Consider the following 22,058-nt stretch of genomic DNA (forward strand, 5'->3'; position numbering starts at 1 on the left):
CGGCGGCCGGCGGGGCAGCGGCCGGCGGAGCAGCGGGCGTTCCCTCTCCCGGTGCAGCCTGCTTGCTCGGATCCGCTTGCGCGGCACCGGAACCGGGAGCCTGCGGTGCCGATGCACCCGATCCGCCCGGCTTCCGCTGCCCCGGCTTCGTCCACGGCGTGCCCGGACTCGGCGGATTCTCACCGTCGCGTTCGGGCTCGGCATTCGACTCCGGTTCCGGGACCGGGTCGAGGCCGGTATGCCACACTTCCGCACTGGTCATGATCAGCTCCCCAGGACCCGTTTCACTCGTACCCCGGCACCGCTGGGCATGCCGGTCTCCAGCACGCCGCCGGATATCGGGTCGGCGGTCACCACCGCGGACGGGCCGACCGCGATACCCACCCTGGTCGGCATATGCGACCGGTAGTCCCAGAACACCAGATCCCCGGCCGACACCCGGTCGGTTTCGACCCGCTGCCCGCACAGCCCCTGTGCGGCAACGGTATCCGGCAGAACGACGACCGAGGAGCCATCGGCTCCGGGGCTCTGCGCGGTCCGCCCGCAACCGCCGGCCGACGGCGCGGATTCCGCGCCCGCGCGCCCCGCGCTCGCGGCGGGATCACCGGGCGCCGCGCCCAGCAGCCCGCATCGGCCCGTGGTCCACACCGCCGACGCCTGGTAGATCACGTTCTTCGCCAGCACGGCCGCCGTCATCGACTGCCCCACCTGCGCCAGCGCGACCTGACGCGCGCAGTCGACCGCAGCACCGGCATTGGCCGTTCGCAGCGCCGGCAATTGGTACGGCGCGGACTGCATCGCCGTCAAGCAATCGCGCTCCCATCCCGACACCTCGGAATCATCGGGGGCGATGGTGAGTTCGGCGAAGGGATTGGTGGTCGGAATATCCGACGGCTGGATCGTCTCGGTGGTTCCGATGTCCGTGCCGGTGTCGGGAGTGCTCTCCTCGTCCGGTCCCAGCGCACTGTCGCACTGGTACCGGAAATCCGCCGAGGCCGCCGAGCCGGAACTGTCGGTGGCGACCACCAGGACCGTGGCCAAGCCGAACAGCGCCGCGACCGCGAGCAGCCCGATCCACACCCACGCCGGGATCAACGAAAGGAGTATGAACCGACCCAGCATTGCGTACCTTCCGACCTCGTCCTACGGCTGTAGATATCTCGCGACCTCGGCCATTCGGCTCTCCCAGTTGGGGTTGGCGTTGTTCTGGCCCCTCGGGGCCACCGAATTCCAAGGAGTTCCCTGAGCACCGCTGGCCCAGTGGTCGGTATTCACCGCGTCGAAGACCAGCGTCCTCAGGTCTCTGATCCGGTCGGCATCGGTCACATCCTTCATCAGATGTTCGGTCGCTTTCTGGATTTCCTTGGCGTGCTCGTTGCCGATCCACTGGCTCATTCGAGCCGCACGTTCGCGAGACAGCCTGCTGGTTCCGTTGATTCCCACGCTGCTCAGGTGCTGAGCAGCTCTGTTGCTGGAGAAAGCCGCCGAAGTGAGGTCGTCACCATCGATGACAGCCTGCAGTGCCACGATCTTTTCTTTCGTGGGGTTCAGCATGTAGTCCTTGACGAAGTCCCGCTCGACGCCTGATGCCGCCCCGCCGTCCAAGGTGACACCGCCACGCTTGATCCGCCGGAACGCACGCGATGCCTGTTCCAGATTCGCGAAATCGGCGGCGGTTTCCACCGCATCGCCCTTCCCGTTGACGAGCAGACGCGCCGAGTTCTGGGTCCGCCGCAGCGCGGCGACCAGCAGGCTGAGGTCCTTGTCCGCCACACTCTCACTGCTGGCGTTGTCGGCGATTATCTTCCGGGATCGCCCGACGATGTGGCCCAGTCTGTCGTTCTTCAGCCCCGCACCGAGCATCGCGCCGTGCGCGTCGGCGATACCGCCATCCGCATCCAGCACACCCTGTATGGCGCCGGCCATCCCGCGAATGGATTCGATCCCCCGGGAACCCCCGTATGCGCGTGCGCCTCTACGCGCCTCCTGGCTCAAGGCCTCCCACTTCGCCATCGACTGGACGTACCAGCCCCGCTTGCCGCCGAATCGCTTCTCGTCCACCCACGCGCCGGCCTGCGCTTCGGCCATCAACTTCTTCATCCTCGACTGCGGGTGAAAGCCGCCCGGAAGGGCGCCGAGCAACCATTCGGTCAGAGGCGAATTCGAGATGGTGCTCGCGCCGGCCATGACGGCCATCATCGTTCCGCTGCCCAACTTGTGGTGCGCTCCCATCTCGCCCATCCCCAGCGCATGGCCCCCGCCACCACCGCCGCCACCGCCGCCTCGGCCCGGGTTCTGGATGGCCAGCGCGAATCTGTTGGCCACCCATTCGTTTCCGCTGTCCAGGCTGGCGGTCAGCCGCTTGAACTGGAGGAGACCCACGATCATGACGACGGCGCCGATGACGAACACCGACATCTCCTGGCCCTTGGCCTGCCGGAACAGATCTCCGAAGAACAGGAGATAGACCCCGAGCGCGATGATCTGGACGCACATGCGCACCGCGGACATCATGCCGTGCACGACCGCGCGCACGGTGAACGTCTGGGTCGGACCGTAAACCAGTCCGCCACCGGCGAATCCGAAGATCGTCATGATTCCCCAGTACACCGAGTCCAGGGCCGACCAGATGATCTTGAGCGACAGATAGGCGGCGAAGATGAGCAGAATCGTCGCGGTGATCAGCAGCAGCAGACCGGCGCCGATCTGCCCGAAGCTCGGGTTGTCGGCGGCGCGAGCGGCCGCCTGGTCCCCGCACGACTTCATCCCGTCCTTGATCTTGCCTTCACTGCCCGACCGCACACCGGCCGACCAGGCGGCCGCGCATCCGGGGCGATCGTCCACGACGTGGCCGAAATTCCACACCTGCAACGGGCGGCGCGCGAAATTGTCGGCCATATCCTCCTGCAGGGTCGGCACCATGGCGGACGGATCCGGATTGCTGTTGCCGTTCAATCCCGCCGACACCGACAGTCCGACATTGCGTCCCTCGGCCAGCAGCCCGTGTGAGGACAGCACCTCACCGAGCGGATCGGACAGATAGACCGGTCCGATCACCGCGACCACGAGCATCGTGAGCACTTGGACCACGGCCTTGGCGTGAAAACCGCGCTGGAAGAAGTAGGCGGCGAAGAAGGCACCGAAGGACGCGAAGGTCGCCAACATGATCGGCGTCGCCAGCTGCCCCGACAGGGCGTGCGCCACTCCGTTCAACGGTGCGCTGAAGACATTCATCCAGCCGAAGTCGAGCACCCAGCCGACCATCCAGGTCGGCAGCGTCACCAGCACCATGAAGAAGGCGAAAAGCAGGCCGAGCACGATCGCCAGCCCGGTGTTGCCGGGATGCAGGATGCCGCCGTGGTTGGTCGCGTAGACGTAATCGGCGAGCGAAACACCGTAGGAGTCACGAACTTTCGTCCAGCCCAGCGCGCTGTTGCCGCCCGGTCCCTCGGTCTCGGTCTCGACGGCCGCGGTGGCGACCGCGCCGACCACCATCGGGACGACCAGGAAGACCACCGCGACGATCGCCGACCAGGTGATCCACCGGCGCCGCCGGGTCGAGGTCAGCCGGCGCCAGCAGCGGCGGGCGACCACGCGCGGTTGCCATTGCTCGGCGTCCCAGAACTCGAGCTGCCGCGAGGCGTCGAACAGGCGGGGACCGTTCTCGAATAGTCGCGGACCGCGACGGCGGTCGAAGACGGTGCTAGAGCTACTCATCCGGACTTCCGCTCACACCGAAACCTGCCGGGCCACCGCCGGCCGGCGCGCACCTGCTCCCGCGGTCTGCGGCGTACTGCCGATCGCCTCCGCGCGATCGGGCCGGGCCGGGCCGAAGACCTTTCCGCGGCCGATGCGGTTGAGCGCATCGCGCATGAACATCTCGCCGCGGCGTTCCTCCGGCACGGTGCGTCCCGGCCCGCTGGGCGGTGACGTCTCCTCCCGCAGCACCTGCAGCAGGAACGGAGTCTCGTCCAGGTCGACGCCCAACCACTGCAAACTGTTGCGCGCCAGCGTTTCGTCGCGCTGCCGGAAGACGAAACGGTTCGGGATCAGGTTGTGTGCCGCGCCCTGGAAGTCGGTGGCCGGGTCGTGGGACGCCAAACCGATGGCGGCCAGGTGCTTTCGGCCGTCGCGGCTGAAATCGGATGTCACGGCCGATCCGACATGGGTCTGGGTGAAGTGGTGGGCCTCGTCCCCGACCAGGAGACCGAACCGGCCGTTGTCGGACAGAAACGCTTCGCGCGCGGCGACTCCCACGAGTTCGTAGAGTGCGGTGCCGAGCCGCTTGGTCAGCGGCAGCCGGTTGTAGAGGTGCGGGGTGGTCAATTCCTCGGCGGTGGGCAGCGCCAGATTGTGGCTGCGCACAACGGTGGCGGCGGCATCGAGCCGCAGTACCGGCAGCGTCGGGTCGAACAGCACCGGAACCCGATCGAGAATGGTGCCCAGGCGCGCGGCCAGATCCGCGAATTCGTCACCGGCGCCGCCGTCGCGCAACCGGCAGACCACATCGTGCAGGTCCAGCATGCTGCGAATGCCGTGTTCGGCGATGCCGCGAGGTGTGAGCAGACTGCTCATCGCCGCACCGGCTCCACTGGTCGGCGACAGATCCAGCAGCGGCAGAATGGAATCCAGTGTCCGCTCGCCCGCGACCCGGGGCGCGAACAATCGCAACGGGTCGAGCGAGACGGTCGGATTACTCAGATCGATGACGACGGCATTGTCGATGGAGGAGGCGAAGTATTCCCACTCCCCCACCTGACTGCGGTCGATGGCCAGGAACTGCCCGCCCATATCGTGGACGAGCACGGCCATCAGTTTCAGGAAATACGACTTGCCCGAACCCAATTCGCCGGTGACGGCGAACGAGGCGGACAGATCGTGCAGCGCCGCCTCCATGATCCCGAAATGGATGGGCTCGTAATTGCCCGAGAGCAGATTCACCCCGATGACGGGCCCGCTGTCGTCACCGATCTGACTGGTGGTGAACGGTACGAACCCCGCCCACATATCCGAGGGCAGGATGTGCGCGAAGTCGTCGTAGGCCCGGCGGTGCGGGCTGCCGGGAATCATCATCGACCACAGGTCGACCTGCGCTCCCAGCGGTGCGGTCATCTCGACCTGGAAACGCTTGTAGCGGCGCTTGAGCGTGTTCACCGCGTCCATCGTGGTCTCGTGTGAGGGACTGCCGACCGCGATCACCGTCGTGAACGACACCTCCGATTCGCCGCTGTTGACCTCGAAGTGATGGTTGTACTCGGTGAGCATCGCCGCCTTGGACATCAGAGTGTTCTGTGCGAACGAGATCTCCTGGTCGCGCTGATCCATCTGTTCACCGAGGCGGCGCAGATTCAGTTCATTACTCTTCAGCACGGATTCGGCCGGCTTGGTCGATACTCGCATCGCCCAATCGACGGTGACGTCGTCCAATCCTTCGAGCACACCGAGGAATTCGCTGCCACCGGGGAAAGGCATGCCGCCGTAGGGAAATGCGTGCGGGGTGAGCATCGCCTGATACGACGGACGGAATTCGTAGTCCGGCTGGACCACCTTGATCACCGGCACGAACGAGGGGCGCAGGCGGCGGCTGTCGGCCTGGGCACCCTCGTCGAGGGCGGCGGAGCGGAACACCGCTGCGGTGGCGTCGTCGATCACTCCCGCCCGCGTGGGCGCGACCGGATCCCCCGCGGCGCCCCGGGAGAGATAGTGCTCCCACAGCCACTGGAATATCGCGGCCGGCACCGGAACCGGATCGAAGTCACCACCGATGCGGGACAGGATCTCGTTGGCCTTCTCGTCGTATTGATCGAGCGACTCTCGCGAGATCGACGAGACGTCGGCCGCGGTGGAACCACTGCGCCACATCCGCGACAGCCCGGAGATCCCGGCGGCGGCATTGCCCACCGGGATGCTCAGCAGGAATATCCGCGTCTGCGGCAGGATCGCCTGCACCCGCTCGTAGGAGGCGACCACCTCGAGGGCGTAGTCCTCGCATTCGTCGAGGTCCACGCCCTCGACCATTTTGCTCAGGACGTCGAGCGTATTGAGCCGGGCCTGAATGCCCAGCAGCAGCGAGCCGGCGGGCAGGCTGTTCACCAGCGCGTGGTGTGCCGATTTCACGTTGTACTTGTCGCCCGACCGGCGCAGTCCGTAGCCGAGGGGGTTGATGAAATAGGTGGCGGTCACCAGTCCGGCGTGCGTGAACTGGAGATTCCCGCGCACGGCAGCGGTCGGTTGTAGATCGCGAACGAATGCCATCAGCCACGCTCCCCGGCGGGCACACTGTCGTCGCTCATCTTCGCCAACGTCCTACTCCATCTGTCGAGCACATTCCCGGGCAGCACACGGGTCCGCGGTGGTTGCGGCTCCACGGGGTCGGCCCGTCGATCGGGCAGGATCACCACGATGCTCTCCTCGACGTACATCGTGTGCCGCGCGGAGTCGGGGGTCACCGGAATTCCGGAGGCGGACACCGGCTTTCGAAACAGGATCAACCGTCCCACCCACATCACGCGGGACGTCAGCCGGACACCGGTGTACGGAATCAGGCCGATGCCGAACACCACGGCGACGGTCAGGGCCACCCCGATCAGGAAGGTCACCGCCGGATTGATCGGCAACGCCATCGCCAGGACCGAGGCGATCAGGATCACCACCACGCCGGAGATGATCTGCGGCAGGGTATACGGCCCGAACGGAAGTTTCTGCCCGTTCTGGGCCTTGCCGATCATGATCGGGACACGTTTGATCGGCGTGTAGACCTTGATCAGCTCAGTGGCCATACACTCCGCCGACGGGCTGGTCCGGCACGATGCGGTTGGAGTCCACCCGGGCGTAGTTCACCACGGTCGGCAGGATCCAGAACAGGATCGCCGCCACGATGGCCGACGCCGCGACGCCGAGCACCTTTCCGGGGGACAGTTTCGATTTCACCCCCTCGGAGATGAGCAGCGCCATTCCCGCGATCGCGATGATGATGATGCCTGCCCAGCGCACGAATTGCAGGATGTTGAAGAGGATGTAGCCGAGTTGACTTCCCATGACGCCGTCCTTTCCGGATCAGTTCTGTGTCGCCGGTGGGACCGAGACCGCGGTCGACGGTGCGGTGGTCGGAGTGCCGGAAGCGGACGCCTTGGCGGAGTCCTGCGTCTGTGCGCCGGAGACGACCGCCATCGGGTTGCGCAGGGCCGGAAGGGCATCCATGGATTGCACCTGCCACTGTCCCGAGTTGCGGATCATCGTGAGCGGATAGGCCAGAGTCGGGGCGGCGCCGGCGCCGGCCTTCGGATTGATCGTGGCGAGCACTTTCGCCGAGCCCGCGCTCGCACCACAGCTCGCGTCCTCCGACGACACCGTGGTCGTCTCGACGGCCGTGTACGGGGCCGGTTGCAGGGCCGCGATCCCGGAGTTCGGCGTGACGTAGCGGGCCACGTCGCCGGAGCCGGTGAGGTAGGCGGCCAGGAATCCGGATGCCACCTGCGCCAGCGGAGTGTCGGTGCCGCAGGAGATCTCGTAGTTCAGCACCAGGTCGTTGCCGCGGCCGGGCGCGCCGACCGCCGACGGGAGTGCCAGCGCGCGGCGGCGACCGTCGGCGGCGACCGAGACCGGCACGCGGTAGTACTCGCGAAGTCCGCCCGCCGCACCGGTTTTCGCGACCCGGACCGAAACCGTCACCGCCCAGACGTCCATACTGCTGTTGCCGATGCTGCGCGAGGCGAAGACGACGATCGGATCGGAGACCTGCCGCGGTGTGGACGGGAGCGTCATCTGCTGAGCGTCGACGAATTCGGCGAGCTTCTCCTGCTGCCCGTTCGTCGCCGACAGATAGGTCACCACGAATTCCTGCGCGAACGATTCCGCCAATTGCGCATTTCCGATGATCGTGGTGGTCGTGGCGTCGGAAGGCCCCGGCGGCGGTGTGGCGAACCAGCTCAGTACCGCGTGCCCGCCACCGAGGACGGCCAGCACGGCGAGGACGGCGAATACGGCGTTGTCGCGGCGGCGGCGAGCGGCCATCCGGCGAAGTAACTCCTCGCCCGAATCCGCCCGTCTGCCAGCCGATGTCCGCACTCTCGAAATGGTAGAGAGCTGCACCACGTTACCCGTTTCAAGTATTCCCCGGGATGGGAACTCCGCCGGCGATACCGGCGTGGGCGTCAATACACCGGGCTGCGATTCATGCGAAAGGCGAGCCGGTGCTGAAGTTGATCGTCGTAACCGATCGGCACCCGATGGTGCCGCGCCGCGAACGCCTCGCGATGCGGTTCCATCATGGGGACGTCGTCGGCGACCCGAACCAATTGCGCGATGGCCAGCTGCCGCGTCGAATATCCCGGATACGGATACAGCAGCATCGAGGTCGGTGTGTAGCCGCCGCCGTAATTGAGCGCTCGCACGGTCACTCCGGCCGTGTCCCCGGCCGCCAGCCGTCCGCTGAGTTCGATCAGCCGGCCACGGTCGTCGGGATGGAAGACATCCACCGGACGGAACAGGTAATCCCAGCGCATCCATGGCGCCGGATCGGTGAGCCAGTGCGAAATGCTGGTGTGCTCGAGTTCGATGACCGCCAAATGGGTTCCGGCTCGTCGATGCGCCTCGCGCAGTCCGACGCGTTCGAGCGTCGACCACGTCGCGGGCTGATCGTCGGATGACACATCCTCGATCAGCCACCACGCGCCACGGGTGCGGTCGTCGTCGCGCGCGCGGATGGTCACCCGCCAGCGACCGGGCCTGCCGGAATTGTGCGGGACCGCGACGTCGAATTGCATCTTGGCGCCGGCCTTGGGCTCGTAGAGCAGATCGAGCACTTCGGAGTGGCGATCGAAGGCGGTCATCCGGTGGAACACCTCGGCGATCGACATCCGGGGCACATATTCCTGCACGTCCACGCCGGGTAATCGGGTGATCCCGCTGGGCTGCTGCACGGTCTGGGAGTCCAGATCCCAGATCGCGCCGACCGCGGGACGCGGCTCGGCGACCGTGGCCGCGGCCGGTCCGATCCACAGCCGCAGGCCGTGCACGTCGCCGGCCGGCCCGAAGACCGGCCGCAGCTTCAGTTCGTGGTGCCCGGCCCGGGTCGGGATCCGCAGATCCACCTCCTCGGCCCGGTCCCGCGCCGAATACAGGGCATCGGCCAGCCGCGCGGTGGTGAGGCTGTCGTATACCGCCGGCATCTTCGTCAGCACCCGCTGCACGACTCGCTGCCAGCTCGCGAACTCACGCGGCGTCTCCCCCACCGATGCCACCGTCATCACGTCCGGCATCAACGTCTCAATGGTTATCCATGGGATTACTGCGTCGCTTCGCATCGCGCTCGCCCGTACCAGCCGTTCCTCCGGGGGATCTGACTCCGACGAGTCAGCTCGTTACCTGTTTAATGTACCGTTAGATAGCGGTTCAATCAACAGGATTCGGCATTTCCGCAGGTAGCAGGTGAGCCGACGGAGGGCACAACAAACCGACCGGAGCACTTCATCCCACCATAGGGTGAAACACGCTCCGGTATCGGCTCTTCGGTACGAGTACGGTTCGGTTCAGCCGCCGGCCATGATGCCGAGCACTCCGGCGCCGGCCAGCACGCCGATGTCGTCGATCTCCGACGGGATCACCCGCAGCCCGGTGAGAAAGCCGATACGGGCGTGCGTCGCCACCGCCGCGTTCAGCGGTTTCCACAGCGCCGGACCGGCTTTGGACACCGTGCCGCCCAGCACCACCAGGTCGAAGTCGAGCAGGGGCGCCACCGAGGCGATGGCCCGGCCCAGCGCCGTGCCCGCCCGCTGCAGGCCCTCGGCCGCCACGGAATCCCCGTCCGCCGCCGCGGCGTTCAGTTCGGCCACGGTCGTGCCGCCGAAGCCCTGGGCCCGCGCCCAGCGAAGCAACGACCGCCCGCCGGCCACGGCCTCGACACAGCCACGACCACCGCATTCACAGGGATCGTCGAAGCCCGGAACGAGCACGTGGCCGAAATGTCCCGCGTTGCCGGTGCGACCGACGACGGAGAACCCGCCCACCGATACGCCCGCGGTGATCCGGTCGGAGACCAGCACCGACAGCGCGTCCATGACGTCACTGGTGGCCCCGAAGTTGCGCTCGGCCAGCGACATACAGACTCCGTCGAGACCGATCTGCACATTCGCCGCCGGGAACAGTTTGCCCACCGCTTGCGTCAGCGCGAAACCGGTTCGCCACTCGGGTATCTCGACGGGCGCGACCACACCGGCGGACATGTCGATCGGGCCCGGCGAGGCGATTCCGACGGCGGTGACGTCCTGGCCCTCGGCCGCCTCGACGAGCAGGTCGCGGCACACTTCCCAGGTGCCGGCGGCCGGTATCGGAACGCGACGGACGTCGTCTTCCTCGACATCGTCGGCCACCCGGCACGCCGCGAAGCCGTCCGCACCGATCTGCAGAGCCAGAACCGTCATTCAGTCACCCACCGCCACAATCGTTTCCATCCATCGGCGCGTTCGTCACGCGCCGATCCCGGTCGGCCGCAGCCGATGCCCGAGCACGATACGCCGCCGTGGTGTGGGCGGCGCGGGTTCGGCACAGACCGGCCGCGCGCCGGTGCGGATGATGCGCAGCGGGCGTTTGTGGTCGATCGGCGCGGTGCGGTGGCGGTCCAGGTTCTCCACGATCTTGCCCGCGCTGTCGTAGGCGACTCCGGCCCAGATCATCGCGCGGGGGCCGTCACCGCGCGTGATGAGAGTCTGTGCGAGCTGCGAACATTCGGTCAGCAGCGGGCAGCCGGAACAGATCCGCACCGCGGCGCGCCAGGATTCGGGGTTGCCCACGTCGAGATCCCAGTCGTCGGGGCCGTCCGCGCAGGGGGGCCGGTGCGCGGAGCGCACCGTCGCCGGCGGCGCGGGTAGAGGTGAAAGTGCAGTCGGCACAGGGGATCCGAGGGGAAGCCGACGCGAGTGGATTGTGCTCATTTCCGTCTCCGGGGATGCCGAGGACACACGTGTGCAATCACCGTGTGGTTCGCAGACGTGGCCCATGGTCGGGCGGGCATCGGGGCTGCTCAACAGTCCCCGGCAACCAGCAGCGAACTGCTGTACTCGGCACGTTAACCCACGATTCGGCTGTCAGCAACCACTTCCGCCGCTATTTAACGGCACATTGACCAAGTCGTTGCACGGATGTATCGTCACTTAACGGGACGTTTTTGTACGGTCCGTTTTTCTACGGGGTAAGTTGTGATTTCCTAAGAGGTATGGCTGTGCACTCGGAGTACACGATCGACGAGCTGGCGCGGGCAGCAGACACCACCGTGCGCAGTGTCCGCGTGTACCACGAACGGGGGTTGTTGCCGTCACCGGAAGTCCGGGGCCGCATCGGCTACTACGGATCCGATCACCTGGAGCGGCTGCACACGATCAGCCGGCTGCTCAGCCGGGGTATGAAACTCAACGGAATCCGGGAACTGCTCGAGGCATGGGATCGTGGCGACGGGCTCGCCGACGTCCTCGGGGTCAGCGACGGTCCGGGTGAGCGCGAACCTGTTGCCGCACAGGAGAAGCCGAACAACGACGATCCGCTCGCGGATCTGCCCGACTACGTCAAACAGGCGCTGGCCGGCAGTTCCGACCCCCTGGAGGCCTACCGGGTCGCCAATCCGCGCTGCGGCGACCTCGCCGCGCGCCTCATCGACAGCGGGGTGCCCGACACCACCGCCTTCCAGCTCGTCGAGCGGCTGCGCGCGGACTGCAACCAGATCGCCGACCGCTACGCCACCGAATTGTTCTACTGCCTGGCCGGGCAGGCCTACGAGCGCTCGCGGCGCGACAGCAAGGACCGCGCGCGGCTGGAAACCGAGGTGGCCATCGCCCGCCTGATCGTCACCCGCGCCGCCTCCGAACTCATCGACCAAGCCTTCGCCCGGCACGCGGAACTGCCCGCACCCAACGAAGCTGCCCGATAAGTCCGGTTGTTCGCCGTGCCTGTCGCACCGGGCCGGTAGGCTCTGGGAATGCGCAGGCCTCTCGTCCCGCGGCGGGTTCGCGGAATCAATACGCTGGATCGGCGACTGGTCGACCGGAGCGCGCGGTTGCGGCCGAGTGCCGCCGATACCGTTCTGCGCTCGCTGAGCCACGCCGCCAATGCCAATCGGCTGTGGATCGCGGCGGGTGTGGGTGCCATCGCCTTCGGGACCACGCCTGCCCGCCGTGCCGGGGCACGCGGACTCGTCGCCGTCGGCATCGCGAGTGGGCTGGCCAACGGCGTCGGCAAACCACTGTTCCCGCGGCGCCGGCCCCCTGCCGAGGCGGTGCCGCAGATGCGGCGCCTGATCTCGCCGCCGATCTCCTCGTCGTTCCCCTCCGGCCACGCCGCCTCGGCCGCGGCCTTCGTCACCGGAGTGGCGCTGGAATCGCCGGCGCTGGCGGTCGCGGTGGCGCCGGTGGCGGCGGCGGTCGCGTATTCGCGGGTGCACGTGGGCGTGCACTGGCCCACCGATGTGCTCGCCGGCGCGGCGCTCGGCGCCGCCGTCGCGGTCGGCACCAGGCGATGGTGGGCGGTGCGTCGCGACGAACCCGCGACGGTCGGCCCGGCACAGCGGATCGAACCGTTGATCGGCGGCGAAGGCCTGCTGTTGGTCGCGAATCCGAATGCCGGTAGCGGTAACGGCGGCGGACTGCTGGCCGACCTGATCCGGAAGCTGCCGGAGGCGGTCCTGCTCGAACTCGGCGACGACATCGACTTGGACGCCGAGATCGACACCCAAGTGCGATCCGGTTCGATTCGCGCCCTCGGCGTTCTGGGCGGCGACGGCACGGTCTCGGCGGTCGCGGAAGCGGCTGTGCGACACGGGCTCCCGCTGGCCGTCTTCCCGGGCGGCACCCTGAATCACTTCGCCCGCGACGTCGGTGTCGAGGATATCGCCGCCACCGTCATCGCGCTCTCCTCCGGCCAACTGGCGCTGGCCGACACCGCGCGGGTGCGCCTGGACGACGGCAGCGAACGCACGCTGGTGAACACCGCGAGCCTGGGCGGTTATCCGGATTTCGTCCGGCTGCGCGAACGCTGGGAACATCGCATCGGCAAATGGCCGGCCGCCGCGGTGGCGATGGTCTGCGTACTCGTGCGCGCCCAGCCGCTGCGCGCCACCATCGACGGCGAGCCGGCCTCGGTGTGGATGTTGTTCGTGGGCAACGGAACCTACCGCCCCGGCGACCAAGTGCCCACGGCCCGAACCGATCTGCACGGCGCGGGACTCGATATCCGGTATCTGCGGGCGGATCGGCGGCTCTCGCGAACGCGACTGATCTGGGCCTCGCTCACCGGCACTCTCGGTGATTCGCCCACCTACGTCCATCGGCGTGCGGACAAGTTGCGGGTCCGCGTGGACGGACCGCCGATTTCGCTGGCCACCGACGGCGAAGTCGACACGCGCGGTGCGTCTTTCGAGTTCATCGGCGATCCGGCGACACTGCCGGTATTCCGGGTTGCCGACCGCGATTCGGGACACCGCCGCTAGCCGGCCCGGGAGACTACGCCGAGAAGAAGTACACACCTCATGGTATGAAATCCCTAGTTTTCACATGATGGAGGTGTCGGATCGTGACGCAGGCCAATCCCACGACGGTCGAATCCGCCGAGGCCGCTCTGGCGCGGCTGACCGCACACGACCGCGGCGTGCTCACCGATCTGGTGTGCCGGGTCGACAAAGCCGCCTCCGGCACCGCCGCCGCGGCCCGGTCACCGAAGGTGCCGGTCCTGGACGAGGTGGTGCGCTTCCTGGTCGATCGGCATCTGCTGCTGACCCACTTCAATTGGGGCGCTTGGGACGAAGGGCAGCAGGTGATCCAGCGCCGCGACCGCGCGGTGCTGGCGACCTGCACGGCCCAGCAGTGCCTGCAATACCTCACCCTGCTGGTCCGCGCGGACCGTTTCACCGAGGGCACGCTGGCGTCGGCCTTCGAGTCGGGGCTGATGCAGGCGCTGCTGCACCGCCTGCATCAGCACACCTACCCGCACGCGGCACGTTAATCCTCGGCCAGCGCGCGCACCCGGGCGAGGACGTCGGGATAGCGCTTCAGATGCGCGCCGCCGTTGAGATCGACGGCCGCACCCGTCATCCAGCTCGCCCGGTCGGAGGCCAGGAAGGCCGCCATCTCGGCGATCTCCTCGGGTCGACCGCTGCGCCCGAGCGGGGTGTTCTCGAGGTATTCCTCGGTCAACCCCGGCACATACGCGATTCCGGCGACCAGCGGCGTGTCGACCAGGCCCGGACTGATCGCGTTCACCCGGATGCCGCGCTCGGCCAACTCCAGCGCCGCGACCTCCACCAGCATCAGCACACCCGCCTTGGCCGAACAATAACCGGCCATTCCGGTGCCGGGCTGGCGGCCGTTGAGGGAGGCGATGCAGGTGATGGATCCGCCGTCGGCGAGATGGCGGCCCGCGTATTTGATCGCCAGGAAAGATCCGGTGAGGCAGACGTCGACGGTCGTCTTCCAGTGTGCCAGTTCGAGTTCGGTGATCGGGCCGGGCAGCGACAGCCCCGCGCAGTTCACCACCGCGTGGAGGTCGCCGCTCGCGTCGAAGCCGGCGGCCACCGAGGCCTCGTCGGTGACGTCGAGCGCCACTGCGCTCGCCGCACCGCCGATCTCCGCCGCCACCGTCCGTGCCGCCTCGAGATTCACATCGGCGACCACGACACGAAAACCGTCGCGCGCCAACGCATGTCCGGTGGCGCGGCCGATACCCGAACCACCGCCGATCACCATCGTACCCCGGGTGCCCGCGGGGGTTTCGGACACGTTCGCCGCGTCGCCGGGCGTGCTCATCGCCGCGCCTCCTGAGTGCTCGCGCGCTGCGCGGCGAGATGGCGGGTCAGGAAGTGCACCTGATGGTCGACGGCGGGTTCGAACCAGTCGTTGCCGGCGAAGATGTCGAAGTGGTCGCACGGATAGTGGCGCACCTCGGCACGTGCGGCGAAGGCGGCCTTGGCCGCCGCATGGGCCGGCGCGGCGCGGTCGAAGTCGGCGATCTGCATCAGTACCGGCGCGGTGATGCGCGCGGCCCGCCGATCGGCGCGGTAGTTGCCCAGTTCCAGCCCGATCGCCGCGTCGACCTCGTTGCGCCAGGTCGGACCGGCCAGTGCGGTATAGCTCTCGTAATAGCCGTCGGCGGTCAGGGCGGCATGCTCGCCGGGCCTGCCGACCAGCGGCATCATCACCCGATTGCCGCCGAAGCGTCCGGCCAGGGCGCTGCGCACACTCGACACCGTGGATTTCGCGATCGCCGCCGCGCCGACCTGCGCGAAAGCGACTCGGCCCGCGGCCAATCCGTTCACCAGCGGCACCAGAGCCACCACCGCGCAGATATCGGAGCGATCCGCGGAGACGGTGAGGGCATGGCCACCGGACAGTGAGATGCCCCATGCCACCAGACGATTCGGATCCACACCGGGCTGCCGTGCGGCCGCCGACAGTGCGGCGCGGTAGTCCTCGGCCTGCGCGGCCATCGAGACCCGCTGCCGGGGCGCACCGGCGGAGGCGCCGAAACCCCGGTAGTCGAAGGCGAAGACGGCGAGTCCGGCCGCGGCGAGGCGCTGCGCGAACGGTTCCAGTCCGGAATCCTTCGTCCCACCGAATCCGTGTGCCATCACCACGACCGGGCGGCCCTCGGGTCCGTCGAACGGGCCGTCCGCCGCGCCCTCGAAAAACCATGCGTCACACGTGGTTCCGCCGGAGGTGAAATCGACCTGCCGATACGTGGTCACTGCGCCACTCCCACCGGTCGATCCGCCTGCGCCACTCGCGCCCACGGCGGTGGCCCCGCCAGCCGCGCCCGTTCGGCGCCGGCCGGAATCTCGCGCGCCCGCATATCGTGTTCGTAGAGGAAGTAGTCCACCTGCTGGGTGTGGCGGGCACTGGGCACCATATGGCCGGTGTAGTGCTGTTGTTCGGCGACGATCACCCGCCGCATCTCCTCCGCGGACGGCAACCGGTAGCGACCCACCGCATACGCTCCGATCAACCGCGCCTGACATTCGACGAACGGGAACAGGGTCGGGGTGGACTGAGCGAATCCGGCGAAGGCCAGATCCTCGATTCCGGGCAGGAACATCCGCTTGTACAGGTCGATCTTGTTGTCCGGAGCGCTGATGAACTCCGGGTCGAAGAACGGGAAGGTGATGTTGTAGCCGGTGGCATAGATGATGATGTCGAAATCGTCGGCGGTGCCATCCGCGAAATGCACGGTGGCGCCGTCGAATCGGTCGATATTCGGTTTCGGGATCACATCGCCCGAACCCAGCCTCAGCGGCAGTTCCACCGACTGGGTCGGATGCGCCTCGAAGAATTTGTGATTCGGCTTGGGCAGGCCGTAGTTCTCCGGCCGCCCCGCCGTCAGCGGCTGACCCCACTGCGCGACCTTGCGCTGCCAGGAGAACGGAATGTACGGGCTGGTGCGGTAATACTTGTCGGCCGGCTTACCGGCGATATATTTCGGCACGATCCAGGCGCCGGAGCGGGTGGACAGCGTCAGCTTGTTGCCCAGCGCCTTCGACGACAGCTCCACCGCGATATCGGCGGCACTGTTACCCAGTCCGACCACCAGGATGCGCTGATCGGAGAAGTCCATCGGGGTGCGTGGGTCGATGTAGTGGTGAGCGTGCATGGCGCGACCGGTGAATTCGCCCGGGAATTCCGGATAGCGCGGATCCCAGTGATGGCCGTTGGCAACGACCAGGAAATCGAAGTGGCGCACCTCGTTTCGCTGGGTGCGCAACTCCCAGCCGCCACCCGGCAGGCGCCGTGCGTGTTCCACACCGTTGCCGAATTCGATGGAACGGTAGAGATCGAACGCGGCGCAGTAATCGTCGAGATACTGCTTGATCTGGGTGTGGTGCGGGAAGTCCGGGAATTCCTCGGGCATCGGGAAGTCGCGGAACGACAGCTGATGTTTGGAGGTGTCGATGTGCAGGGAGCGATATGCGCTGCTGTGCCCGTTCGGATTGCCGAAGGCCCAGTTACCGCCGACTCGATCCGAGGATTCGAAGCACACATAGGGCACCCCGTAGTCGCCGAGCATCTTGCCGGCGGTCAGACCGCTGATTCCGGCGCCGATGACCGCGGTACGCGGTTGATACATCACCACTCCTTTCACGCCGTGGGGCGTGTAGACAGATTCTTGATAGTGTCTACTAGTAGACACATTCTCAGATCTGTCCACACATTGCTAGGGTTTTCCCGAAACCGGTCGACAGCGCACCGGTGCGGGTGTGCGGCGAAAGGGGCGGCGGATGAGCGAGACGGCAACCACGACGGTGGTCGACCGGCTTTTGGAAGCGACACAGAAGCTACTGGCCGCCAAGGGAATTCGAGCCACCACGATGATGGAGGTGGCCGAGGAGGCGGGCGTCTCGCGCGCCTGGCTGTACCGGCACTTCCCGGACAAACCCGCGCTGATCGGCGCCGCGATCGTGCGGCTCACCGACACCTGGTGGAACGACGCGCGCGCCGAACTCGACCGCATCGACACCTTCGCCGAACAACTCACCATCGGCGTGCGCATCGGCCGCGGCGCCTACGACGATCCGGGCGCGCTGCTCATGCGGCTGCGCTCCTCCGAACCCGAGGAGTTCGCGGCGTGCGCCGGCGCCGGCGTCACCGCCCTCGTCCCCGCCCTGGCCGCGTTCTGGCGCCCCTACATCGACCGCGCCGCCGAGCGCGGCGAAGTACACCCCGGCCACGACCTGGCCGAAGTCGCGGAGTGGGTGGCCCGGATCCTGATCAGCCTGGGCACGGTTCCCGGCGACACCATCGACCCGGACGATCCGGTCGCGGTCGGCCACCATCTGCGGACCTATCTCCTGCCCGCCCTGCGCGCGGCCCCCGAGCGCGGCACTTCCGCCTGACGAGCGGCACGAGCCCGTCGCCACTGCCGCACCATCACTCGATACGCTCCGCCACCCGCTCACCCCCAGCCGCAGCGCCGCTGGGGGTTCGAGCGTTGTCCACGGCGGGCCGCGCACGTGAGCCCCGAATGGAAAATGGAAATCGTTTCCGTTAGTGTCTGATCTCGCTCCCATCCGGGGCGGCGCAGAACACAGAACGGAACACGGATCACATGAACAAGATCACCCGCATGACCGTCACGGCGATGACGGTGGTGGGCGCATTGGGCGCCGGTTCGGCTATCGCATCGGCCGCGCCCACGGCGGCCGATCACGTCCTGAGCACCGAGATCATGCCGGGCGTGCAGTACACCAGCTCCACCGCGGATCAGTCCGTGGTCATCGAGACCGGCACGGCCACACTCGTCGCGGCGGGCGGGCAATTCCAGGTGCGCGACGCATCCGGCGCCACCGTCGCCGGAGTCCCGGCCTTCGCGACCGAGCCGAAGGCCCTGGCCGCCGTCCACGCCGCGCCCGAGGTGCGCGCGGCGGCACGCGCGGCGACACCGGAACTACACCTCGAGAACATCGACGGCGATCCGCAAACCGAACGGTTCGACGCGGCGATTCAGGCCGCCATCAACGAATTCGGCCTCGCGACCAGCGTCGGCACCATGACCGGCGGCCTCATCGGCCTGGCGGTCGGCTGCGGAGTCGGAGCAATAGCGGGCGCGGTGTTCGGCGCGCCCGTCCTCGACGCCGCCGGACTCACCCTCATCGCCGGCTGCCTGGCCGGGGCGGGCGTCCTGGGCGGTATGGGCGCCATCCTCGGCGCCGCACTCCTCGGCATCCCCGTCGGCATCGCCTCCGCAATCAAGTTCCAGCACACCATGAACCAGCCCTACGAACAGCACACCCACGACAGCGAGAGCAACTGAACACGAATCGGGCCCCGCGAGCGATCGCGGGGCCCGATTTTCGTCGTCAGCTGGTGGGCTGAGTCAGGTCGTAGACCGTCGTGCCGCCCACCGTTATCGCGGTGTAGTGCGATTCGACCCACGTGGTGATCTCGCTCGCGCTGCCGGAGCCGCCGCCCGGCCCACCACGGCCGCCAGGGCCGCCGCCCGCGAAGAAGTAGTGGATATCGCCGTTCTTCACATAGTCCTGGAATTGGGCCAGGGTGGGCGAGTTGTCGCTGCCGGTGAAGCCGCCGATCGCCATGATCGATGTGCCGGTGGACAATTCGAGGCTGCCCGCGGATTGGGAGCCGACCGTGGCGGCCGCCCAGCGGTTGGTCGCACTCTTCAGCAGTTCCTGCAGGGCGGTGTTGTCGGAGTTGCCTCCGCCGGGGCCGCCGTTGCGCGCACCGGTCGAGTCGGTACTGCCGGGCGGTTGCGCGTTCGTGGATCCGCCGGAGGCCGAATCCGTAGTCCCCGAACCAGTTCCATCGGGCGCTGTACCGCCGGTCGCCGATCCCGGGGCATTCCCGGGAGTCATACCTCCGGGCGCGCCGCCACCGAACCCGCCCATGCCGTGGCCGCTGCTGGGCCCGGAGGTCGGGATCGAGCCGCTGTGCGGGGTCGCCGCGGTCTCCAGGGCGTAGGCGGTGGTGCCGGCGAAACCGAACAGCAGTCCGGCCGCGGCGACCGCCACGGTCATCTTGCCGAGGGCGTGCGCGCCGGCGATGAGGATCGCCGCGACCACGATCGAGCCGGCCAGCACGATCCAGCGCAGCGCCGGATACCAGTCGGGGGTGCGATCCAGCAGGACGAAGTTCCACACGCCGGTCGCCGCCAGCATCAGACCCAATGCCGCACGCGCCGAACGGAATTCACGTCCACGCCACAGCTCCACCACCGCTGTGCCGACCAGCGCGGCGATCGCCGGCGCCAGGGCCACGGTGTAGTAGGGGTGGATGGTGCCCTGCATGAAGCTGAAGACCACGCCGGTGACCAGCAGCCAGCCGCCCCAGAGGAGCAGGCTCGCGCGGATGCGTCCGGTGCGGGGTGTGCGCCGGGTGAACCACAGCCCGGCCACCAGCCCGATCAGTGCCGCCGGGAGCAGCCACGAGATCTCGGTGCCCATAGAGTCGCCGAACAGGCGGGTGATGCCGGTGCTGCCACCGAATCCGGTATTGCCGCCCCCACCGCCGCCACCGCCGTTGCCTTCGCCGCCCATCACCCGGCCGAGGCCGTTGTAGCCCAGGGCGAGTTCGAGCAGGCTGTTGTCGGTGGAGCCGCCGATGTAGGGGCGCGAATCGGCCGGCCACAAGCTCACCAGCGCGACGAACCAGCCACCCGAAATCACCAGCGCGACAACGGCTCCCAGAAGTTTGAGAATCCGGGCGCGCAGCGCGATCGGCGCGGCGACGAGGAACACCAGGCCCAGCGCGGGCAGCACCAGGAAGGCCTGCATCATCTTGGTGAGGAAGCCGAAACCGACCGCCACCCCGGCCGCCCCGAGCCAGCGGCCACTGCCCTTCTCGGTGGCGCGGACGGTGCAATAGGCCGCCGCGACCAGCAGCAGCACCAGCAGGGCGTCCGGGTTGTCGAAGCGGAACATCAGCGCAGCGACGGGAGTCAGCGCCAGCGCCGCACCCGCGATCAGACCGGCCGCCGGACCGCTCCAGCGCCGCACCGCCCCGTACACCAGCCCGACCGACGCCACACCCATCAGCGCCTGCGGCAGCAGCAGCGAGAACGAACCGAATCCGAGCAGCCGACCGGACAAGCCCATCACCCACAGCGCGGCGGGCGGTTTGTCGACGGTGATGGCGTTACCGGAGTCGAGCGATCCGAACAGCAGCGCCTTCCAGCTCTGCGTGCCCGCCTGCACGGCGGCGGCATAGAAGTCGTTGGCCCATCCGGACGCACTCAGACCCCACAGGTACAGGAACGCGGTCGCGACGAGCAGCACCAGCAATCCGGGCCGAGCCCATCGCGGCTGGTCGGATGGGCCCGACAGGAGGGCTCCCCACCGCGCGGGTTGCGGCGGCGACCCGGTCGGCTCGGCCTGCCGACGCGGCGCCTCTGTGATCGTCATACGGTTCTCCTCCGCCTCGCTCGCCGGGCTGTCTGCCGCGGCCGTTGCATCGAGGATCGCGCCCGGAGGTGGGCCGGCTCTTTGCCGAACCTATGCGCCGACTGTGAGAAGACGTCCTTGACCTCAACCATGGTTGGGATACGAGAGTTGTCGCATGACCACTTCGATCGACACGGTGACGCGATGGGTCGAGCAGCACGCTCGTCCGCTCTCCGCATCGGACCCCGAGCAGCCGCTCGCCGATCCGGCAACACTGCGTCAGCTGATCGGCGCCGCACGCATCGTCGCCCTGGGGGCCGCGACCCGCGACACCCACGAGCTGTCCGTGACCTCCCACCGGCTCCTGCGCTTGCTCGTGGAACGCGCGGGATTTCGCAGTCTCGTCCTGGAAGGCGACGATGCGACCAGCGCCGCGCTCGACGAGTACGTGCGTACCGAAACCGGCGACCCGCGCGCTCTGCTGACCGAGGCACGATCGTTCTGGCGGACCGAGGAGATTTTCAAGGTCGTCGCCTGGATACGCCGATACAACCGGCAGCACCCGGACGATCCGGTTCGTATCGCCCATCCGGAACCCGAGGGCCGGGTCACAGCGGAATCCGGCGACCTCGGTGATATCGAAAAGATGCTGGCGGACAATGTGATTCGCTGGCACGAGGACACCGGGCACAAGATCGTGTACTGGGGCGGAACGACGCATACGGTCGCCTCGGCGGCACGACATGTGCTCCTCGGCGAGCGGCGGGTCACCCATCGCAGCGCGGGCGGCCATCTCCGCCGGCGTTTCGGCTCCGGCTATCTGTCCGTCGGCCTGACCTTCGACCACGGCTCGACCGCACACACCTTCCCCTCCCCTCCGGCCGACTTCGCCGAAGCCGTACTCGGCCGCGTCGATCTGGATGCCTATCTGGTGGACCTACGCACCCCGGGCCCGGAATCGGTGCGAACCTGGCTCACCGAGCCCGCGAAGACCCGCTTGATCGGGCCCGTGTACGACCCGGACAACGATGATGCGTACCACCTCTCGGGCGGCTCCCTCGGCGAATGGTTCGACCTCGTCGTCCACCACCGGACGGTGACGCCCGTTCGGCCGCTCGGGACACATCGTGGATGAGACGGTCGCGGCGGTGTCCTGATCCGAGGGATTCGCGACCCGCACCGAGGGGCGCACGGC

The 22,058-nt window shown here is 67.8% G+C and carries 19 protein-coding genes and 1 pseudogene; 6 read left to right on the plus strand and 14 right to left on the minus strand.

What is annotated here, in order from left to right; all coding sequences use genetic code 11:
- The 10 genes and pseudogenes from NK1_RS35405 to NK1_RS19040 form a co-directional block, all read right to left on the minus strand.
- Positions 1-262: pseudogene (locus NK1_RS35405) on the minus strand (hypothetical protein); the annotation flags it as partial.
- A 2-nt stretch (positions 263-264) separates the two neighbouring features.
- Positions 265-1,095 carry an NlpC/P60 family protein gene (locus NK1_RS19000; protein ID WP_157104345.1) on the minus strand — a complete coding sequence of 277 codons (831 nt, stop codon included), beginning with the start codon at positions 1,093-1,095 and terminating at the stop codon, positions 265-267.
- A gap of 48 nt (positions 1,096-1,143) precedes the next feature.
- Positions 1,144-3,717: a hypothetical protein gene (locus NK1_RS19005; protein WP_063010412.1), complete on the minus strand. Its 2,574-nt coding sequence runs from the start codon at positions 3,715-3,717 to the stop codon at positions 1,144-1,146.
- A 12-nt stretch (positions 3,718-3,729) separates the two neighbouring features.
- Complete coding sequence (locus NK1_RS19010; RefSeq protein ID WP_063010414.1) at positions 3,730-6,255, minus strand: ATP-binding protein; 2,526 nt, start codon at positions 6,253-6,255, stop codon at positions 3,730-3,732.
- A complete protein-coding gene (locus NK1_RS19015) occupies positions 6,255-6,779 on the minus strand; it encodes a hypothetical protein (RefSeq protein WP_063010416.1) in 525 nt (174 codons plus the stop codon). Before NK1_RS19015 ends, NK1_RS19010 begins: the two co-directional genes overlap by 1 nt.
- The gene (locus tag NK1_RS19020; protein WP_063010418.1) at positions 6,769-7,038 is read right to left on the minus strand and encodes a hypothetical protein; all 270 of its coding nucleotides are present in this window, start codon (positions 7,036-7,038) and stop codon (positions 6,769-6,771) included. The genes NK1_RS19015 and NK1_RS19020 overlap by 11 nt, the downstream gene beginning before the upstream one ends.
- Before the next feature lie 18 nt (positions 7,039-7,056).
- On the minus strand, positions 7,057-8,067 hold the full coding sequence (locus NK1_RS19025) for a conjugal transfer protein (RefSeq protein ID WP_245660663.1): 1,011 nt from the start codon (positions 8,065-8,067) through the stop codon (positions 7,057-7,059).
- An 86-nt stretch (positions 8,068-8,153) separates the two neighbouring features.
- The gene (locus tag NK1_RS19030; RefSeq protein WP_210743544.1) at positions 8,154-9,305 is read right to left on the minus strand and encodes a GAF domain-containing protein; all 1,152 of its coding nucleotides are present in this window, start codon (positions 9,303-9,305) and stop codon (positions 8,154-8,156) included.
- A gap of 225 nt (positions 9,306-9,530) precedes the next feature.
- Positions 9,531-10,421, minus strand: a complete 891-nt coding sequence (locus tag NK1_RS19035; protein ID WP_063010422.1) for an ROK family protein — start codon at positions 10,419-10,421, stop codon at positions 9,531-9,533.
- A 45-nt stretch (positions 10,422-10,466) separates the two neighbouring features.
- Positions 10,467-10,889: a hypothetical protein gene (locus tag NK1_RS19040; RefSeq protein ID WP_157104346.1), complete on the minus strand. Its 423-nt coding sequence runs from the start codon at positions 10,887-10,889 to the stop codon at positions 10,467-10,469.
- Between the two features lie 323 nt (positions 10,890-11,212).
- On the opposite strand from NK1_RS19040, the gene NK1_RS19045 reads away from it, so the two are divergent.
- The 3 genes from NK1_RS19045 (at position 11,213) to NK1_RS19055 (ending at position 13,986) form a co-directional block, all read left to right on the plus strand.
- Positions 11,213-11,920: a MerR family transcriptional regulator gene (locus tag NK1_RS19045; protein WP_063010424.1), complete on the plus strand. Its 708-nt coding sequence runs from the start codon at positions 11,213-11,215 to the stop codon at positions 11,918-11,920.
- 48 nt (positions 11,921-11,968) lie between these two features.
- Positions 11,969-13,474: a bifunctional phosphatase PAP2/diacylglycerol kinase family protein gene (locus tag NK1_RS19050; protein WP_063010426.1), complete on the plus strand. Its 1,506-nt coding sequence runs from the start codon at positions 11,969-11,971 to the stop codon at positions 13,472-13,474.
- 83 nt (positions 13,475-13,557) lie between these two features.
- A complete protein-coding gene (locus tag NK1_RS19055; RefSeq protein ID WP_063010428.1) occupies positions 13,558-13,986 on the plus strand; it encodes a DUF6508 domain-containing protein in 429 nt (142 codons plus the stop codon).
- Here NK1_RS19055 and NK1_RS19060 read toward each other — a convergent pair.
- From NK1_RS19060 to NK1_RS19070, 3 genes are read right to left on the minus strand one after another with little or no spacing between them, the layout of a single operon-like run.
- Complete coding sequence (locus tag NK1_RS19060; protein ID WP_063010588.1) at positions 13,983-14,726, minus strand: SDR family NAD(P)-dependent oxidoreductase; 744 nt, start codon at positions 14,724-14,726, stop codon at positions 13,983-13,985. The genes NK1_RS19055 and NK1_RS19060 overlap by 4 nt on opposite strands.
- Positions 14,727-14,782: 56 nt before the next feature.
- Positions 14,783-15,724, minus strand: coding sequence for an alpha/beta hydrolase (locus tag NK1_RS19065; protein ID WP_063010430.1), 942 nt, complete (start codon positions 15,722-15,724; stop codon positions 14,783-14,785).
- On the minus strand, positions 15,721-17,097 hold the full coding sequence (locus tag NK1_RS19070) for a flavin-containing monooxygenase (protein ID WP_063010432.1): 1,377 nt from the start codon (positions 17,095-17,097) through the stop codon (positions 15,721-15,723). The genes NK1_RS19065 and NK1_RS19070 overlap by 4 nt, the downstream gene beginning before the upstream one ends.
- Positions 17,098-17,248: 151 nt before the next feature.
- Between NK1_RS19070 and NK1_RS19075 the strand changes: the two genes are divergently transcribed.
- Both NK1_RS19075 and NK1_RS19080 read left to right on the plus strand, forming a co-directional pair.
- Positions 17,249-17,863 (plus strand): TetR/AcrR family transcriptional regulator, encoded by a 615-nt coding sequence (locus NK1_RS19075; protein WP_063010434.1) that lies wholly within the window; start codon positions 17,249-17,251, stop codon positions 17,861-17,863.
- Between the two features lie 212 nt (positions 17,864-18,075).
- A complete protein-coding gene (locus tag NK1_RS19080) occupies positions 18,076-18,780 on the plus strand; it encodes a DUF8020 domain-containing protein (protein WP_063010436.1) in 705 nt (234 codons plus the stop codon).
- Positions 18,781-18,826: 46 nt separating this feature from the next.
- On the opposite strand, the gene NK1_RS19085 is transcribed toward NK1_RS19080, so the two are convergent.
- Complete coding sequence (locus NK1_RS19085; protein WP_063010438.1) at positions 18,827-20,884, minus strand: ArnT family glycosyltransferase; 2,058 nt, start codon at positions 20,882-20,884, stop codon at positions 18,827-18,829.
- A gap of 154 nt (positions 20,885-21,038) precedes the next feature.
- On the opposite strand from NK1_RS19085, the gene NK1_RS19090 reads away from it, so the two are divergent.
- The gene (locus NK1_RS19090) at positions 21,039-21,998 is read left to right on the plus strand and encodes an erythromycin esterase family protein (protein WP_063010440.1); all 960 of its coding nucleotides are present in this window, start codon (positions 21,039-21,041) and stop codon (positions 21,996-21,998) included.
- Positions 21,999-22,058 lie beyond the last annotated feature (60 nt).

Origin of the sequence: Nocardia kruczakiae NBRC 101016, from assembly GCF_001612965.1 — a bacterium.
GTDB classification, from domain to species: Bacteria; Actinomycetota; Actinomycetes; order Mycobacteriales; family Mycobacteriaceae; genus Nocardia; species Nocardia kruczakiae.

Coding starts and splice junctions, on each gene's coding strand:
- NK1_RS19005 (WP_063010412.1), bottom strand. CDS start 3,717: ATGAGTAGCTCTAGCACCGTCTTCGACCGCCGTCGCGGTCCGCGACTA.
- NK1_RS19010 (WP_063010414.1), bottom strand. CDS start 6,255: ATGGCATTCGTTCGCGATCTACAACCGACCGCTGCCGTGCGCGGGAAT.
- NK1_RS19015 (WP_063010416.1), bottom strand. CDS start 6,779: ATGGCCACTGAGCTGATCAAGGTCTACACGCCGATCAAACGTGTCCCG.
- NK1_RS19020 (WP_063010418.1), bottom strand. CDS start 7,038: ATGGGAAGTCAACTCGGCTACATCCTCTTCAACATCCTGCAATTCGTG.
- NK1_RS19030 (WP_210743544.1), bottom strand. CDS start 9,305: ATGCGAAGCGACGCAGTAATCCCATGGATAACCATTGAGACGTTGATG.
- NK1_RS19035 (WP_063010422.1), bottom strand. CDS start 10,421: ATGACGGTTCTGGCTCTGCAGATCGGTGCGGACGGCTTCGCGGCGTGC.
- NK1_RS19045 (WP_063010424.1), top strand. CDS start 11,213: ATGGCTGTGCACTCGGAGTACACGATCGACGAGCTGGCGCGGGCAGCA.
- NK1_RS19050 (WP_063010426.1), top strand. CDS start 11,969: ATGCGCAGGCCTCTCGTCCCGCGGCGGGTTCGCGGAATCAATACGCTG.
- NK1_RS19060 (WP_063010588.1), bottom strand. CDS start 14,726: ATGGTGATCGGCGGTGGTTCGGGTATCGGCCGCGCCACCGGACATGCG.
- NK1_RS19070 (WP_063010432.1), bottom strand. CDS start 17,097: ATGTATCAACCGCGTACCGCGGTCATCGGCGCCGGAATCAGCGGTCTG.
- NK1_RS19075 (WP_063010434.1), top strand. CDS start 17,249: ATGAGCGAGACGGCAACCACGACGGTGGTCGACCGGCTTTTGGAAGCG.
- NK1_RS19080 (WP_063010436.1), top strand. CDS start 18,076: ATGAACAAGATCACCCGCATGACCGTCACGGCGATGACGGTGGTGGGC.
- NK1_RS19085 (WP_063010438.1), bottom strand. CDS start 20,884: ATGACGATCACAGAGGCGCCGCGTCGGCAGGCCGAGCCGACCGGGTCG.
- NK1_RS19090 (WP_063010440.1), top strand. CDS start 21,039: ATGACCACTTCGATCGACACGGTGACGCGATGGGTCGAGCAGCACGCT.